Source organism: Tissierella pigra, assembly GCF_009695605.1.
GTDB lineage: Bacteria > Bacillota > Clostridia > Tissierellales > Tissierellaceae > Tissierella > Tissierella pigra.
The window spans coordinates 64727-82045 of sequence record NZ_VUNQ01000015.1; the positions used below are offsets into that span (position 1 = coordinate 64727).

Here is a 17319-nt window from a genome sequence, read left to right on the forward strand (position 1 = left end):
CTTCATTTTTTTATAATTAACTCTTCTTCTATAAGTATTCTTAATTCAGTTTTATCTTTTATCCCCTCTGATTCAATTACTCTTTTCACCATAGTAGGTTTATCTGTAAGTATTACTATCTTATGGCCTAAAGCTATTGCTTCATCTATATCATGAGTTACTATTATACAAGTCTTATTTTCAATTATTCTCAAATCCTTAAAAAAGTTTATTAAAACTTCCTTACTGTTAATATCTAAGGATTTAAAAGGCTCATCCATTATAAGTATATTTGATGGATAAAGAAATGCTCTTAATATATTTATTTTTTGTCTCATCCCCCCACTAATATTTTTAGGGTAATAATATTTGTATTCTTGTAAATTTACTAATTCAAAATACTCATCTATAATACTTTCTATTTGTTCTTTTTCCATTTTTCTTTTCAATACAAATTTAATATTATCTTTTATGTTTTTCCACGGAATAAGCCTATCCTCCTGAAACACAACAGATATATCTTCTTCAAATCCAATTATATCTCCCGAGTCCTTATTGGTTATTCCCAATAATATATTTAATAAAGTAGTTTTTCCACATCCAGATGAACCTAATATACATATGGTTTTATTTTTAGGAAAGTCAATACTAATATCTTCAAGAACTTTTAAATCCTTATAACTTTTATTTATATTTTTGATTTTATACATAAATGATTTACTCCTTCTAATACATACTTAAATATCTTAGACATAAGGAGGATTATAATTATCCAAGCAAAAACTCCAGATGTATTTAAATACATCTTCTGTAATTGAAGATTAGTTCCTATGGCGTATTTAGGTTGAGATAAAGCCTCTCCTGCTATTACCATTTTAAAATTAATTCCCAATGCAGAAGGGAAAATATAACTTAAATTTAAAAAGATATTTGGTATATAGACATCTTTTATAAGAGTCATCTTTTGTACTTTATATACTTTTGCCATATCTATAATATTGCTATCTAAATCCAATATACCTTTTAGAACTGTTTCATATAATATTGGAAATACCATAATAAACCCTACAAACATTGGTGCAAATTCATTATTTAGCCATATAAGAGCTAATATGATGATTGCCATGGTTGGTACTGAAGTTAAAAAATTAATTATAGGTATCATTAAGTGATATATAATATTAGAAATACTAGATAATATTCCAATAATAACTGCCAATACTAACGAAATAACAAATCCAATCAAAGTTCTTATTAGAGAATGACTTATAATAATTATAAAACTTGGTCTTCTAACTATATCCGTAAAACTATGAAATGTACTACTTATTGTAGGAAATATCACTTCGTTATCTATAGTTCTTGATAGTAATATCCATAGGACTATTATTAATAATTTTGAAATAACAGATAATCTTCTATTTTTCAAAGTAAAGCTTTTCATCTGGTATTTTTCCCCCTATGAAATCTGGTGCAAAATCCAATATAGCATTGTAGTAAATCTTATACTCCTCTTTACAGTCTTCAATACCAAATATCTCTATATTGTTCCATAGGATTCCTTTCTCTATGGTTTCTTTATTTACACTGATTTCAAGTTTTTCAGCATATTCAGCAAGTTTCTCTTTATTTTCCCCTGCCCATTTTCTACTTTCTTCATAAGTACTAATAAAGCTTTCTACGAACTCTGGATTAATTTCTATTAAGTCTCTTTTTATCACTAAACTAGCTTGAGGAAAACCATTTTGTGCCCCTGTTGCCCTTTCCCACTCCTTGTTTAAATCAAAAACTATCTTAGCATCTTCTTTTTTCATCATTACTGTAGTAAGCAATGGTTCAGCTAGAATAGCTAAATTACTTTTTCCGCTTAGAAATATGGGACCAACCTCTGAAGCAGCGTTTAAATAGCTTATATTTACATCCTTTACTGGATCAATACCATTTTTATTTAGAATATATGTAAAAACTAAATCTGGAGTCAACCCTTTACCAAAGCTATATATTTCTTTACCTTTTAGCTCTTCAATATTATTTATATCCTCTGTACTTGTTAAATAAAGTGATCCCCATACAGAAGTCCCTACTACTTCATAGGATAAACCTTTATTAAAAGCCTGAGCCGCTAAATTAGATGGTACTATGGCTATATCTGCCTCTTCTTTTAGTATCTTACTAACTAACAAGTCTGGAGACTTTACCATCTCATAATCAATACCTATATATTCATCTAAAGTTTCATTCTCCAAAGCAAGTTTAGCTGCTGTCAATGCTGGTGTACCATCTTGATAGGCAAAACTTATGGTTTTTAATTCCTTATTTATATTTGTGTCTTTAGTACACCCAATAGTTAATGATGTTATAATGACTAATATTACTAATAATCTAAAATATCTTTTCATATTTAATCCCCTTTCCATAATTTGTTATTATTATATCATATACTTTATATCATATATACATTTCATTTAAAAAAAGGTTTTCTAACTCATAAAGCCTTTAGAAAACCTTTTTTATATTTATTTCATATATTTACATTATAAACATTGCTACTATTGTCGTTACAATTAATCCAGTGACTACAGGTTTAAAGTTTCTCCTTGTTAATTCAAATGGGTCTACACCACATATGGCTGCTACTGGAATAACTGCCCAAGGAATTATAGTTCCTCCACCTACCCATATACCAGCCACTTGACCTAATGCTGTAAGTGTAGCTACTCCTTTTCCTATGGCTGCCCCAAAAAGTCTGGCTACTGAACCTGCTAAAGATATTCCAGAAAATCCCGAACCATCCAAACCTGTTATGGCACCTACAGTTGTAAGAGTTGCTGCTCCTACTCCTGGGTTTAATGGAACAATATTAGCCAATGCTATACCTAAATCATTGACTAAACCTTCCGAACCTTGAGGTAAAAATTCTCCAATAACTTTTAGAAAGCCATCATCACCTAAATAGAAAAATGCAGCAATTGGAATAACAGGACCAAATATTTCAAATCCAAATTTAAATCCTTTTACTAGATGTTTTGTTATTTCTTCTAATGCTTTTCCTTTGAAGGTTAAAAGTGATACTAGAATGAGTATAAATATTGCAGTACCACCTATTAAAGCTGTAGCATCCCCACCTTGTAATTTTGCTATAAACATAATTACAACATCTAGAGCAAATAATAATGGAATTATTATTGATAAAGTTTTCTTGGTTTTTATACTTAGAACTTCTTTTATATTTTCTTCATTTTCTTCTGATTTTCTTATATTTGTTTTTTCTTCTAATTTCAGTTTACCATTTTTTAAGTCTTTCTTCAGCATTATAAAAGCTATAGAAGTTGTAACTACTCCCATGGTAATTACTAATGGAATGCTAGCTGATATTACCTCTCCCACTGCTAATCCTGCTGCATCTGCTGTAAGTTTTGGTGCACCTTGAATAATAAAATCTCCTGATAAAGCTATTCCATGACCAAATAAGTTCATGGCTACAGCTACTCCCAAAGCAGGTAATCCTGCTCCTATTGCTACTGGTAACATAACAGCTCCTATTAATGCCACTGCTGGTGAAGGCCAGAAAAACCAGGATATAATCATCATAAGTATTCCTATTGTCCAATAGGCCAATGTAGGATTTTTAATTAATTTAGTAAAAGGTGAGATCATTATTTCATTTATTCCTGTATTAGTTAGTATTGTACTCATTCCTACTATTACTGAAATTATTAGAATCGTTCCCATTAATTCTACTATGGCATAAATAAAAGAATTAAAAACACCCATTACAGATTGTGACAGCGAAGATGTTGCAATAAGCCCTAATATAAATATCCCCAGAATACAAACTAATGTAGTATCTCTCTTTTTAATCATTACACCTAATATTATTAATGTAAATAAGAGATACACATAGTGTAGAGCATTTAATTCAATGGACATAATATCCCTCCTTGCATTTCTTTAGTACTTTAGAATATGCAAAGAAGGTTATGTAGGTGAAAATAAATCTAAAACCTACTTTATATTAATATCTAATACAAATATTTAATTAATAATTTAGTTGTATTTATTATAGATCCTACATGAGTTCTCTCATAATGATGAGAAGAATCTACTGCAGGTCCTAAGGAAGCAAAATTTACATCTTTTCCTTGATGCATACATTGGGTAGCATCAGAACTATAAAAATTATATACATCAACTACATAATCTATATTATTTTCTTCAGCTATATCTACAAGCTTATTTCTAAATTCAAAATTATATGGGCTTTTTTTATCCTTAGCTGCAATGCTTACACTAAACTCATTAGATTCTTGCCCTTCTCCCACAATTCCTACATCTATTGCTATCATTTCTTTTGTCTTTTCTGGAATCACAGACACCCCATGACCTGCTTCTTCATAATTACTTATATAAAAATGTGTAGTATATTTAGGCGTTATAGAATTCTCTTTAAAATATCGGCATATTTCTAGTAAAATGGCAACTGCTAACTTATTATCTAAGTATCTGCTTTTAACAAATCCACTTTCTGTTATTTCTGTTCTTGTGTCAAGAGCTATGAAGTCTCCCACATTAATGCCTAACTTAAGCACATCTGCTTTTGATTTTACTATTTCATCAATTCTAACAAGCATATTGGTTTGATCTCTTGCTACATTTGCTTTTTCTTGACCATAAATGTGAGTTGAAGCAATTTTAGGAACTATGGATCCTCGGACTCTTTTACCTTTTCTAGTTATTATGTAGCAATTTTCTCCCTCTATAGCAGACCAACTACCTCCACCAACTTTATTATATCTTAGCTTACCATCGTTAGTTATTTCTTTAACCATGGCACCTAAAGTATCAATGTGAGCCGATAGCATTACATGTTCATCATTATTTTGTCCATTTAAAGTAGCGATTAAAGCTCCTTTTTTAGTCAATTGAGTAGACAGTCCTAGATATTCAAATTCTTTTTGGACTTCTGTTATGGCTTCCTTTGTATAGCCAGTGGGACTAGGTATATCCAAGTATTTTGTCATCTTGTCTAAAATCTTTTCTATATCTATATTCAATTTTATACCTCCCTTTATTTTATTTGTATCTATTTAAATTATAGCAGATATGCCATTGATTGCAAATTCAGAATGTTTGAGGATTTAAGTAAAAATTATATCCCTCTATTCCTTAACTAAAGTAATAGTCAAATAATGGAATACATATCCTATAAGAAAACCTCCTATTATATCTGTTGGCCAATGTACCCCTAGATAAATCCTGCTTAGACCCATTATACAAATCATGACAAAAGATACAATGTATATTAACCTTTGTTTCCTTTTGTCTTTTACTTTTTTCGCCAATAAAAATGCTATTGTAGAATAAAGGCTCATAGTAACCATAGAATGTCCACTAGGAAAACTTAATCCGCCTTGTTTCACCAAAAAATATTTTATTGGTCTTGTTCTATTGAATATTTGCTTTAATATAAAATTTAATATATAGCATCCTAATGAAGATGTTAATAATAATTTAGATATATAATATTCCTTCTTAACTAAGGTATATACTATAACCATAGCTATAGCAGGAATTAAAAACTTTTCTGATCCAATAAAAGATATAGTTCTCATAATAGACAATAAATTGGGATTAATATCTTTATGCACATATTCCATTATATTTGCATCAAAAAGAATTCCTTCACTATTTCCCCTAACCATTAACCCTAATGCAAAGAATATAATCATCATAAGGCTTAATATAATAATCTTAGTATCTTTACTCATAATTCCTCCTACTAGTTACAAAAAAGACGGGAAAAATTCCCCGTCTTTTTATCTTCTTTTTCTTGGTGGTGCTATATGAATTGCTTGATTTTCCAATCCTAATGTAGCTTCAAAGAATGCTTCTGAAAGAGTTGGATGGGCATGAATCGTTCTCATTATACTATTAATATCTAAATCATTAGATATAGCCAATGCGCCTTCATGTATTAAATCATTTGCATGAGATCCTAGAATATGAACTCCTAAAACCTTCTTATCTTCTTCCCCAGCAAGGATTTTAATTATACCTTCTCCTTCTCCTAAAGATAAGGCTTTACCATTGGCTGCAAACATAAACTTACTAGCTTTATAAGGTATTCCTTTTTCTTTTAGTTCTTCTTCAGTATACCCTACATGGGCTACTTCAGTCATTGTAAACACACAATTAGGATATATGTCCATATTAATATCAGGGGTATGACCCATTATTTTTTCCATTACATATACACCTTGAGCTGATGCCACATGGGCTAACTGTACTCCCCTGTTTACATCTCCTATAGCATATATACCTTCTATGTGGGTTTCAAATTCCTGATTTACAAATATACCTTTGTCATCATATTTGATTCCTAATTCATCTAGGTTTAGTCCCTCTAATACAGGTCCCCTACCTGATGCAATAAGTACTTTATCTCCTATTACTTCTATTTCTTCATCTTTTTCCTTATACTTGGCTAAAACTTTTAATTTATTTCCTTCTTTAGTGATTTCTTTAGCCCTTATATCTATATATGTCTCAATACCCTGTTTTTTCAGTATAGGAGTTAATCTTCTTGAAATTTCTTTATCTGCATCTTTTAATATTCTTGATGCTAAAAGAATTACTTGAGAGCCTAATTCTTGATAAATACTTGCAAACTCTAATCCTATAACTCCACCACCTACTACAATTAAGGTTTCTGGAATCTCTTCCATCTCCAGAAGTTCATCAGATGTAATTACTCCATCTAAATCTACCCCTTTGGTTTCAGTCATTTGAGGTTTAGAGCCTGTGGCAATTACTATATTATCTACAGTAACTGTCTTTTCAGTACCATCTTTTAAATCTATGGAAATAGTATTCTTGTCTTTTATATTAGCTGTTCCATTATAGAATTCTATATTCTTATAAGAAGATATAAGTTGTTCGATACCTTTTACTAAAGTACCTACTACATTATTTTTTCTCTCTTGAAGTGCTTTTCCATCCATCTTAAATTCTCCTGCTGTAATGCCAAATTCTTCTGCTCTCTTGAAATTAGACATTATTTCTGCATTTCTAAAATATGTTTTAGTAGGGATACAGCCTCGGTTGAGACATGTACCCCCTACTTCTCTATTTTCTATTAAGATGATATTTGCACCAAGTTGAGCTCCTCTTATTGCCGCTACATAGCCTCCTGGACCAGCTCCTATAACTGCAATAGTTTTAGTCAAATAGTACACCTACCCTTCATATTTAAGAATTGGACTTCTCGCTGCCTTAGTTTCATCTGGTCTACTTACTCTAGTATTATTAGGTGCATCTTTTAATATTTGTGGATTATCCTTTGATTCTTGAGAAATTTGAATCATAGCATCAATAAACTCATCAAGAGTTTCCTTAGATTCAGTTTCTGTAGGCTCAATCATTATTGCTTGATTAATAATCAACGGGAAGTAAACTGTTGGTGGATGATAACCAAGATCAAGTAATCTCTTGGCTATATCCAATGTAGTTACTTCTGATAATGTATCTTTTAATCCACCTAATACAAACTCATGCTTGAATAATGTATCTATTGGTAAATAGAAATGTTCTTTTAGCTTATTAGCCATATAGTTAGCATTTAATACTGCTATTTCACTAGCTTTCTTTAATCCATCACTACCCATTGTTAGGATGTAAGTATATGCTCTAACTAATATTCCAAAGTGTCCATAGAAATCTTTAACTTTACCTATAGTATGTGGAACATTGTAATCTAAGAAGTATCTTTCTCCTTCTTTTTGTACAATTGGAACTGGTAAGAATTCCTCTAGGTGTTTCTTAACTCCTATAGGTCCTGCTCCTGGTCCTCCACCACCATGAGGTGTTGAGAAAGTCTTATGAAGGTTAAAGTGAACTACGTCAAATCCCATATCTCCTGGTCTCGCATGGCCAAGAATTGCATTGGCATTTGCTCCATCATAATACAGTTGTCCACCAGCATCATGAACAATTTTCGCAATCTCTTTAATATCCTTCTCAAATATACCTAAAGTATTTGGATTTGTAAGCATTAAACCTGCTGTATCATCTCCAACTACGGCTTTAAGAGCCTCTATATCAACTAAACCTTCTTTAGTTGATTTAACTTCTACTATTTTATATCCTGCCATTGCTGCAGTAGCCGGGTTAGTACCATGAGCTGAGTCTGGAACTATGATTTTATTTCTATTGAAATCTCCATTGTTCTCATGGTATGCTTTTATAACCATTATACCAGTTAACTCACCATGAGCACCAGCTGCTGGTTGTAAACTCATTTTATCCATACCAGCTATTTCAGCAAGTGATTTATCTAATTCATATAATAACTGTAATGCTCCTTGAGCACAGTCTTCTGATTGATAAGGATGGATATTGGCAAATCCATCATATCTTGCTGTATCTTCATTAATCTTTGGATTATATTTCATTGTACAAGATCCAAGTGGATAAAATCCAGTATCTAATCCATAGTTTTTATTGGATAAATTAGTATAGTGTCTAACTACATCAACTTCAGATAGTTCTGGGAAGTTAACTTCACTATCACTTAAAAATTCTTCTGGAATAAAATTCTTTATACATTTATCTTCTACATCTAGTTCTGGAAGATTATATGCTTTTCTTCCTGGTTTAGATAATTCGAATATTAATTTATCATACTTTCTCATTTTATCCCCTCCAATACACTACTTAATCTATCTATTTCATCTTTTGTCCTCTTTTCAGTTACTGCATAAAGGACAGCATTTTCTAATTGGGGATAATCTTTACCTAAGTTATAGCCACCTATAATATTAGCTTTTCTTAATTCTTTAGTAATATTTTCAGGGCATAAATCTGATGTAACAGCAAATTCCTTAAAGAATGGTTTATCAAAAACTGGCTTATATTTACCAGATTTAGTAAGTTGTTCAAAAGCATAATGTGCTTTCTTAGTACTTTGAAGTGCAACTTCTTTAAGTCCTTCTTTACCCATGGTAACCATGTATATAGTTGCAGCTAAAACATTTAAACCTTGGTTTGAACAAATATTGGAAGTAGCTTTTTCTCTTCTTATATGTTGTTCTCTAGCTGTAAGAGTTAGAACAAAAGATCTTTTACCATTTTTATCTTCAGTCTGTCCAACTATTCTACCAGGTAACTTTCTCATATATTCAGATCTTGCAGCTATAAATCCTAGATATGGTCCACCAAATGATACAGGTATTCCCATTCCTTGTGCCTCTCCCACTACAATATCTACCCCTAATTCACTAGGTTTTTTCAGGACAGCAAGAGATATTGGGTCAACTGATGCTATAAAACTAGCCTTTTTAGCTTTATGAACAATTTCACTTGTAGCTTTTAAATCTTCTATTATACCAAAGAAGTTTGGACTTTGAACCACTACTGCTGCAGTATTATCATTTACTAAACCATCTAATGCTTCTAAATCAGTAACTCCATCTTTCATATCAACTTCTATAACTTTTAGTCCTTGAACATGAGCATAAGTTTTTAAAATTTGAATTGATTCTGGTCTCACTGTTTTAGAAATTATTATTTCATCTTTTCTAGAATGTGCTGCAGCCATTAAAGCCGCTTCAGTAATTGCTGTACCTCCATCATATAATGAAGCATTTGCAACATCCATTCCAGTTAAATTACATATAAGTGTTTGGAACTCAAATATATATTGTAGTGTTCCTTGACTTATTTCTGGCTGGTATGGAGTATATGATGTATAAAATTCAGACCTTGAAATAATATGATTTATTATTGAAGGAATATAATGATCATATGCTCCAGCTCCAAGGAAGCAAGTTAATTCACTTATAGAACAGTTTTTATTAGCTAAAGCTGTTAAATATGAACTAACTTCCAATTCAGATTTGGACTTAGGTAGATTTAATTCTCTATTTAATTGTAAGTCCTTTGGAATGTCACTAAAAAGATCTTCTGGAGAGTTAAGCCCTATGGACTTTAGCATCTCCTGCTCGTCTTCACGAGTAGTTGGAATGTATGGATACATATTTTATTCCTCCTCAGCTAAAAACTTTTCGTATTCCTCACTTGTCATTAATTCGTCTAATTCAGCTTTATTAGTCATTTCTACTTTAATCATCCAATTCTCATATGGATCAGCATTTAAAAGAGCAGGGTCATCTATTAGTTCTTCATTTATTGCCACTACTTTACCACTTACTGGCATATAAATATCTGCTGCTGCCTTAACGGATTCTACAGCTGAAAAAGCTTCTTCTTTTTCAATTTCATCATCAATTTCTGGTAGTTCTACATAAACTATATCTCCTAATTGATGTTGTGCATAATCTGCAACACCTATAACTGCTACATCGCCTTCTAATTTAACCCATTCATGATCATTTGTATAATGTAAACCTTTTTGTACTTTCATTATTAACCCTCCTAATTTATATTATTTGCTTAAGAATTTTTTGCTAATTATTTTAGCCTTAACAGGCTTATTTCTAATCATTATATCCACTTCTGTACCTAATTCTGTATATTCTGTTGCTATAAGTGCATTACCTATATTTTTCTTAAGTGTAGGTGACATATATCCTGTAGTTACATGTCCTATTACTTTACCATCTTTTTGTATTTCATAGCCTTCTCTTGGAATACCTCTTCCAATCATCTCAAATCCAGCTAATTTTCTTTTTAGTCCTTCTGTCCATTGTTTGTTAAGTGCTTCTTTTCCTATGAAGTCTGATGCTTTGTCAAGTTTAACAAAGTATTTAAATCCACCTTCTAATGGTGATATTACATCAGACATTTCATGTCCATATAATGGTAATGAAGCCTCAAATCTAAGTGTATCTCTACATCCTAAACCACATGGCTTTATGCCTTCTTCTTTTCCTGCTTCAAGTATATCGTTCCAAACCTTTACTACACCTTCATTTGTAGTATATACTTCGAATCCATCTTCTCCAGTATATCCAGTTCTTGAAACCATACACTCTACTCCATTAATATCTACTTTTCTATTTAAAGTAAAGAAGGTAATTGTATTTAAGTCAGTATTAGTTAATTTTTGTAGTACTTTTTGGGCTAAGGGTCCTTGTATTGCTACTTCTCCAACAGTATCAGAAATATTAACGATTTCTACATCGAAATTACCTTTTTGCTCTGTAATCCATTTATAATCCTTGTCTGTATTTGAAGCATTTACTACTAAGTAAAAGTCATCATGAGCCAATCTGTAAACCAATAAGTCGTCTACTACTCCACCATCTGGTGCACACATAAAAGTATAAACTATTTGATTATCTACAACTTTAGATATATCATTTGTCATAAGATAATCTACAAACGCTAAAGCATCTTTACCTTTTATTGTGATTTCTCCCATATGGGATACATCAAATAATCCTACTTTATTTCTAACTGCCTCATGTTCTGGAACTAAACCCTCGTATTGTATTGGAAGATACCATCCTGCATAGTCAACTACTTTTCCTCCAAGTTTTACGTGTTCATCGTATAATGGGGTTTTCTTTGCTTCCATTTTACCACTCCTTCCCTTATTTTTTCATACTACATATATGCTACCCTAATATTTATAATTCAAACCAGTTTTTATATATATAGTATTAAGTATTATAATATTGTAGTACGCTTTAATTATACAAGAGTAGGAAAAATTATGCAATACTGTTATTTTTCAAATTATTTAACAATCATTCCTTGTATATCTGATATTCTCTGGTTTTACAAGTATTTATCAATGATTGATAAAAATTTGTCTATAAATAAATTACATTATAATTCTCTAACCTTTTTACTTTATCATTGATTTAAAATTTACTTCTTATACTTTTATCCTTTTATTGACTATTTTGTCACAACACATTAAGGTTATAATTTGACAGTTTTCTACATATATATGGTAAATAAATTCCATTGTCGAAAAATACATTTCTTTGGAAATATAAAGTTTTTAATAAGTTTAATTTGTCGAATGTACAAATAAATGAAGTATTTGAATATTACTCCATTTACTTATCCACTTTATTAACATTATCCACAATCAGCAGTGGATAAGTTATGTAAACTTATAATTTAATTAAATCTTTTATATTTAAAGTTTAGTAAATAATGTATTTTATTTACTAACATATCCTTATGTTATCCACAATAATTATCCACATTCAATAATCAAATCCTAAGTCTAACTCATTGAAATAATTCATTATGCCTACATAAATTGCCCAAGCTATTTTTTCCTGATATGATTCATTAATTAAGAGTTTTTCTTCATTAGAATTTGATAGAAAACCACATTCTACTAATACAGAGGGTATATTAACTTCATTTAATATAAAAATATCATCCCTAACTTGAGGTTGTCTATTATTATCTTTATCTAATATATTTTTTAATTCCTTTTGTATTATCAAGGCCAGTTGTTGACTTCCTTCTGAATCCTTATTATAAAAGGTCTGTGCCCCATAATATGTAGGTCTAATAAAGCTATTTAAGTGTATTGATATAAATATTTCACTGTTACTTCCATTTACTATTTCCTTTCTATTGAATAAATCTTCTCTTTTCATTTGTCGTAATGTTTTAGATTCTGATGTATATAAACCTTCATCTTCAAATCTAGTCATTACTACTATACCTCCACTTTGCTCTATTAATCGCTTCAATTTCAGTGCTATCTGTAAATTTATTTCATCTTCTTTGATTCCATTTTTGCTTACTGCACCTGGGTCTACCCCGCCATGTCCTGGATCTATGGCAATAACCTTATTCGCTATAGGTAAATAGGTAACAGGCATTGTTTTTGACTTTTTTAATATAAAGAATCCTAAAATCAGAATTCCTATTAATAATATGCAGAGTATTTGCAGATACTTCTTCTTTATGATTATTAGCTTCATTCTATCCCCTCCTATAGAAATATATTGTATTTATTCAAAGGATATTCCTAGGAAAGAGTAATTATTAAGCTTTTATTATTCTACAAAAAGGGTATCAAATTCCAATTCTAGGACCCTATAAAACTTGAATAAATTGACTCTTAAAGCAATCAAGTATACTAATGACATTTTAGAAATTATAAACAGCAAAATTAAATTTATTATTTTTTTCACAATGATTTATACACAAAAAAATAATATAAGAGATCCAGAAGTCGTATGATTTCTAGGCTTTTTATATTATTTTTTATCCGATTTATTAGGTTGTTTTTATGGTTTATTTTTCTTTATTAGCACTATTGGAATTCCCAAAACAAATTTTCTTGGAAATCATCTACGAAAAGCCTTTAGAATAAAAGGTGTAAATCTTCCTTTTTTTATTATAAAAGCAACAAATCCCTCAAATATAAATACTTGAGGGATTTTGATATTATTATTGTCCAGTTACACACGAGTTTGCTCATCCACTGACAATGTTTGCTCGGCTGGTAAGCGAGTGGTTGCAAGGTCTATCGCCCATAAGTTACTTTGAGTGACAAAGTTTGTTCGTGGGTTGCATTTACTTAAAAAATAGAAAAAAAGAGATAAAAAATGAGAAAATGACAAGCGAGTTTGCTCGTGAGCAGTGAAGAATGACAAAGTTTGCTCGTGGAAAAATAGGAACAATTATATGAGATGTAAGTGCGATATGCATAGGGGAGGTATTTACTTATATTTTTATATATATTGATTTCACTGGGCTACGGTGGATTATTGGTTGTTGGATTTCGGGAATGTTTGTGGCGGGGGGATCTACTTCTGCACAAATAAAAGGCGCCAGATTGGTTTCCCAGTCTGACGCTCTGTATCTTTCGTGAACAAACTTTGTAATTTTGAACCGACTCTTTTGTAAGTCGACAATGAACAAATAAGCCTATTGTAATAAATTATAATTAATATATTTAGTTATTAATAAAATTTTTCCTACATTATATATAGGGTATTTTATTGACCTAAATATACTATATAATATTTTACTTAATGTGTGCTATATTCGTCTTTCCAAATTAGAGGTTTAGATATACGTTTAAATCTATAAAATGTCCATACTTCTTCAGAAGAATCGTCTCAGAAACCTTTAATTTAATTCCCCAAATTCCAGACTTCTATTTATCTTCGTACTTTTAAAGGTTTTGGATTACATAATCTGAAAAACGTCTCAAAGCATTTATTACTGCATTGTGTGACTTTTTCCCCAAATCCTCTTTATTACCTCCAACATTATATTGCGGTAGAATTATATGTATATTAGTAGCCAGTTGTTCCCAAGAGATATTCTCCCATTCACAAATCTTATCAATTCTTTTGATATAATCATAAACCGTGCTAGGATTACCACTTGGAGTTATTTGCTTATATCCACAATCTATCAGATACCTTTCAAATTGTTCTTTCATATTATGTTTTCCTCCTTTCTAATATAGTTAATACATTTTTCCCTCTCCTTATGAGCAAACGTATTAATTTTTTATATCTACTATTTTTTATACTCTTTTGATAACTTTAGATGCAACTTTAATAATTTTGCCTTTATTTTTCCAAGCAAAGACACCTATGCCACCAAGAACAGCAATTGGTCCTACTCTACCAACTTTTATCCCATTATTAATACAGTCATCACAATATCCTGAAGGATTTTTAATATTTATCATATTTAAGCAATTGTGCTTTTTGTTTTTACACTTTTTAAATTCAATCCCGCAAAAACTACATTTATATGTGTTGTTTTTTATATGGGTAAAATAAGACTTCTTCTGACAATTTGAACAGAATCCCTCAAGCATTTTAATCCTCCTTATCTAGACCTTGTATATCCTGCAATTCCAAAATAATTGAACCTGTTCCTTGAGTATCAAGTTTGCTAATATCATCATTACCTTTAACAGTATTTTCCTTTAATTTAATCAGATTCGTTTTTATCCTTGAATGTTTTTGCCTTTTACTTATGTAATCAATAACTTGATTAATGTCTTGACTTTCAGATACTGATAATCCTTTCTCCTTAAGCAAATATGTAACTTTTTCACCTATTCGTAAAAGATATTCATTGTAAACTTGTTTGCATTCATAAAGTTCTCTCTGACCTTCTTCAATGCCCTCGATAACCTCATAGCATTTTGCTAATGCTAATTTAGAGTAAACATACCCTTGAATATAATAATTGCTATTATCCAACCATTTCTTCATAGAATCGTAAAATTTTATATCTTGCCTATTTGAAGGTTTAAAACTGTCAATAATAGACTCTAGCATACCCCTTTTTATTTCTTTGTTTAAGTCCTTATCAATTTTTATTTCAAAATAATCTACTAACTCCTGCAATCTATCAATGCATCTGTCGATTCTAGCAAATTTAAAGGAACTGTTGTCATCAATCATTAATGCTTTCTGCAAAGTCTTTAAAGTGCCAGTTAGTCTTGCGTTTGTTTTATCTCTTTCATTTTCTATTAATAAATCTATCTTCTCTGATATCTGTTCTAATCTTTGCGTAATTTCAACTAATTGCATTTGTCCTGCAACACTGCATATGGCTTTGGTTGCATTACTTATTGCACTTTTATTGGGAACCACCTGCTCTAATTCGTATTTTGATAGTTCAATATTTCCTGCTATTTCCCCATTCTTCTTGTTTCGTATCTGAGCACTAACACCATTCCATTCTAAATTTCCTGAATCTATTCCTTCCTGAAGATGTGGTTTAATAACCACTTCATACAGATCTTTTACATTTTCAGGGGCTTCCTTAATTGAAGAAAAATTATCTTTAGACTTTACTAAATTTATTAACCCATCAATTAATTGAGAATCTATTTCGGTTTCTTTCCGACTAAAAACATCGTTTACATCTAGTGTATTTAATACTTCTAACTCAATCTTAACAGGTTGTACTGAATTCCCTTCAACCATAGTTCTTCCACTCCCATATATAATCTTTATTTATACCGGTTTTATTCGTGAACATATTTTGTAATTCTGAATTGATTTACTTATAAGTCGACAACGAACAAATAAATCTACCCCTCAACACTATATGTAGGAAATACATCAATTAGTTTATGGGCCAATTTTATAAAGTGCTGATAATTGCCGAAGAACATTTTTAAATCTCCTTCAGAAACCTCTAGCCCTGTTGGATGTCCAGATTGATTCCTGACCTTTCGGATAATATCTAGAAAGTTAAAATTCAATTTAGGATTTTCAAACCCTAATTCTTGAAATAAACTTATATTTGATTCTATCCTTTTTTCAAATTCATCAAGTCTATCATAAGCAGATTTTGCATTAATAACTTTGCGTTTGAAATTTTCAATTTCGTTAGACGTTCCATTGTTCTCCAAATATTTATAGTATGCATTGCTAAGATTAATTAATAGGTATTCTGCAGCACATCCTAGCATTGTACTCGCTGCTAATCTATTATCTCTTATTCCACATTCACAAGCCTCATATAAATATCTCTTTTCAATCTGATCAATATCCATACTTGAGATTTCCAACATAAAGTTCCGATAAATGGAATCCTCCACAATTTCATTTTCAATTTCATCAATTTCTACACTTGTTATGTTATATGCTAATGTACTTATATAAACACCTACCGCAGCATATTCTTCATCATCTTCATAAATCTCGAAACAGATTTTCTCTAACTTCTCTAGATTATCTTCTAAAGTCTTTTTAAACTCAATAGGTGTTTTAATATTAATGAACATCTTTCTTTGATTCGACACTATACCTGAATAATCCCAACGCCTATCATATACTATTTTTGAATGTTTGATAAAGTTACTAAGTTGAGTTTCACCTTCTATATCTAAGTATTTAATCATTGTATAATGTAGACTTTTCTCTGGCGTCATTTACTCACTCTCCATTTCGTATACTAAAGATATTGCTTATCCTTCATTAAATTGATAGAAATTTATAATCCTTCTATGTTAAAATTATAATCTACTAAGGTCCACTTATCATTAAATCCTCTACTCGGATGCCTCATTATTTTATCATTACCATCTTTAAAACATTTCAACTTATGTTCATATTTCTTTAATATACCTTTAATTCTTCTCTTCTCATTTATCTGTCCACCTCTTGTCCAAGCAATGATTATTATTGATGAATCTTCAAATGCTTGCTCTATATATTCAATATTAACACTTTCATAATCTTGATTTCTATATTTTAAATTATCAGGATTAGTAGACATATATGAAAACAAATTGGAAAGGCAACCCTTTTTTAGACAAATTCATTTCGAACAAAGATTTACCCTTTAAATGTACTTATGCTACTATTCCCAGAGCTATTTTATTTCTATAATTTATTGGTGATATGTAGCCTAAAGAAC

At 30.5% G+C, this 17319-nt stretch carries 17 protein-coding genes; all 17 read right to left on the reverse strand.

Annotated elements, in window-relative coordinates; all coding sequences use genetic code 11:
- Nucleotides 1-2: 2 nt before the first annotated feature.
- Nucleotides 3-689 carry an ABC transporter ATP-binding protein gene (locus tag FYJ83_RS08695; protein WP_154439935.1) on the reverse strand — a complete coding sequence of 229 codons (687 nt, stop codon included), beginning with the start codon at nt 687-689 and terminating at the stop codon, nt 3-5.
- Nucleotides 668-1423 carry an ABC transporter permease gene (locus FYJ83_RS08700; RefSeq protein ID WP_154439936.1) on the reverse strand — a complete coding sequence of 252 codons (756 nt, stop codon included), beginning with the start codon at nt 1421-1423 and terminating at the stop codon, nt 668-670. The genes FYJ83_RS08695 and FYJ83_RS08700 overlap by 22 nt, the downstream gene beginning before the upstream one ends.
- Nucleotides 1398-2378: an ABC transporter substrate-binding protein gene (locus tag FYJ83_RS08705; protein WP_154439937.1), complete on the reverse strand. Its 981-nt coding sequence runs from the start codon at nt 2376-2378 to the stop codon at nt 1398-1400. Before FYJ83_RS08705 ends, FYJ83_RS08700 begins: the two co-directional genes overlap by 26 nt.
- 130 nt (nt 2379-2508) lie before the next feature.
- Nucleotides 2509-3909: a hypothetical protein gene (locus FYJ83_RS08710; protein WP_154439938.1), complete on the reverse strand. Its 1401-nt coding sequence runs from the start codon at nt 3907-3909 to the stop codon at nt 2509-2511.
- A 92-nt stretch (nt 3910-4001) separates the two neighbouring features.
- Nucleotides 4002-5033, reverse strand: a complete 1032-nt coding sequence (locus FYJ83_RS08715; RefSeq protein WP_154439939.1) for a M42 family metallopeptidase — start codon at nt 5031-5033, stop codon at nt 4002-4004.
- Between the two features lie 105 nt (nt 5034-5138).
- The gene (locus FYJ83_RS08720; RefSeq protein WP_154439940.1) at nt 5139-5747 is read right to left on the reverse strand and encodes a phosphatase PAP2 family protein; all 609 of its coding nucleotides are present in this window, start codon (nt 5745-5747) and stop codon (nt 5139-5141) included.
- Between the two features lie 48 nt (nt 5748-5795).
- On the reverse strand, nt 5796-7214 hold the full coding sequence (gene lpdA, locus FYJ83_RS08725) for a dihydrolipoyl dehydrogenase (protein WP_326828327.1): 1419 nt from the start codon (nt 7212-7214) through the stop codon (nt 5796-5798).
- A complete protein-coding gene (gene gcvPB / locus FYJ83_RS08730; protein ID WP_154439942.1) occupies nt 7215-8669 on the reverse strand; it encodes an aminomethyl-transferring glycine dehydrogenase subunit GcvPB in 1455 nt (484 codons plus the stop codon).
- A complete protein-coding gene (gcvPA, locus tag FYJ83_RS08735) occupies nt 8666-10012 on the reverse strand; it encodes an aminomethyl-transferring glycine dehydrogenase subunit GcvPA (RefSeq protein ID WP_154439943.1) in 1347 nt (448 codons plus the stop codon). Before gcvPA ends, gcvPB begins: the two co-directional genes overlap by 4 nt.
- Nucleotides 10013-10015: 3 nt before the next feature.
- Nucleotides 10016-10399: a glycine cleavage system protein GcvH gene (gene gcvH, locus FYJ83_RS08740; protein WP_154439944.1), complete on the reverse strand. Its 384-nt coding sequence runs from the start codon at nt 10397-10399 to the stop codon at nt 10016-10018.
- 21 nt (nt 10400-10420) lie between these two features.
- Nucleotides 10421-11515: a glycine cleavage system aminomethyltransferase GcvT gene (gcvT, locus tag FYJ83_RS08745; RefSeq protein WP_154439945.1), complete on the reverse strand. Its 1095-nt coding sequence runs from the start codon at nt 11513-11515 to the stop codon at nt 10421-10423.
- Nucleotides 11516-12158: 643 nt separating this feature from the next.
- Nucleotides 12159-12893: an N-acetylmuramoyl-L-alanine amidase CwlD gene (gene cwlD / locus FYJ83_RS08750; RefSeq protein WP_154439946.1), complete on the reverse strand. Its 735-nt coding sequence runs from the start codon at nt 12891-12893 to the stop codon at nt 12159-12161.
- A 1202-nt stretch (nt 12894-14095) separates the two neighbouring features.
- Nucleotides 14096-14368, reverse strand: coding sequence for a hypothetical protein (locus FYJ83_RS08755; RefSeq protein WP_154439947.1), 273 nt, complete (start codon nt 14366-14368; stop codon nt 14096-14098).
- An 87-nt stretch (nt 14369-14455) separates the two neighbouring features.
- Entirely contained in the window at nt 14456-14755 is a 300-nt protein-coding gene (locus tag FYJ83_RS08760; RefSeq protein ID WP_154439948.1) for a hypothetical protein, read from the reverse strand.
- Nucleotide 14756: 1 nt separating this feature from the next.
- A complete protein-coding gene (locus FYJ83_RS08765; protein ID WP_154439949.1) occupies nt 14757-15878 on the reverse strand; it encodes a hypothetical protein in 1122 nt (373 codons plus the stop codon).
- A gap of 107 nt (nt 15879-15985) precedes the next feature.
- Nucleotides 15986-16831, reverse strand: a complete 846-nt coding sequence (locus FYJ83_RS08770; RefSeq protein WP_154439950.1) for a hypothetical protein — start codon at nt 16829-16831, stop codon at nt 15986-15988.
- A 62-nt stretch (nt 16832-16893) separates the two neighbouring features.
- On the reverse strand, nt 16894-17190 hold the full coding sequence (locus tag FYJ83_RS08775; RefSeq protein ID WP_154439951.1) for a DUF1643 domain-containing protein: 297 nt from the start codon (nt 17188-17190) through the stop codon (nt 16894-16896).
- Nucleotides 17191-17319: the final 129 nt, after the last annotated feature.

Excerpts from the sequence above, each read along its gene's own strand:
- FYJ83_RS08695 (WP_154439935.1), bottom strand. The coding sequence starts at position 689 with ATGTATAAAATCAAAAATATAAATAAAAGTTATAAGGATTTAAAAGTT.
- FYJ83_RS08700 (WP_154439936.1), bottom strand. The coding sequence starts at position 1,423 with ATGAAAAGCTTTACTTTGAAAAATAGAAGATTATCTGTTATTTCAAAA.
- FYJ83_RS08705 (WP_154439937.1), bottom strand. The coding sequence starts at position 2,378 with ATGAAAAGATATTTTAGATTATTAGTAATATTAGTCATTATAACATCA.
- FYJ83_RS08710 (WP_154439938.1), bottom strand. The coding sequence starts at position 3,909 with ATGTCCATTGAATTAAATGCTCTACACTATGTGTATCTCTTATTTACA.
- FYJ83_RS08720 (WP_154439940.1), bottom strand. The coding sequence starts at position 5,747 with ATGAGTAAAGATACTAAGATTATTATATTAAGCCTTATGATGATTATA.
- gcvPB (WP_154439942.1), bottom strand. The coding sequence starts at position 8,669 with ATGAGAAAGTATGATAAATTAATATTCGAATTATCTAAACCAGGAAGA.
- gcvPA (WP_154439943.1), bottom strand. The coding sequence starts at position 10,012 with ATGTATCCATACATTCCAACTACTCGTGAAGACGAGCAGGAGATGCTA.
- gcvH (WP_154439944.1), bottom strand. The coding sequence starts at position 10,399 with ATGAAAGTACAAAAAGGTTTACATTATACAAATGATCATGAATGGGTT.
- gcvT (WP_154439945.1), bottom strand. The coding sequence starts at position 11,515 with ATGGAAGCAAAGAAAACCCCATTATACGATGAACACGTAAAACTTGGA.
- cwlD (WP_154439946.1), bottom strand. The coding sequence starts at position 12,893 with ATGAAGCTAATAATCATAAAGAAGAAGTATCTGCAAATACTCTGCATA.
- FYJ83_RS08755 (WP_154439947.1), bottom strand. The coding sequence starts at position 14,368 with ATGAAAGAACAATTTGAAAGGTATCTGATAGATTGTGGATATAAGCAA.
- FYJ83_RS08760 (WP_154439948.1), bottom strand. The coding sequence starts at position 14,755 with ATGCTTGAGGGATTCTGTTCAAATTGTCAGAAGAAGTCTTATTTTACC.
- FYJ83_RS08765 (WP_154439949.1), bottom strand. The coding sequence starts at position 15,878 with ATGGTTGAAGGGAATTCAGTACAACCTGTTAAGATTGAGTTAGAAGTA.
- FYJ83_RS08770 (WP_154439950.1), bottom strand. The coding sequence starts at position 16,831 with ATGACGCCAGAGAAAAGTCTACATTATACAATGATTAAATACTTAGAT.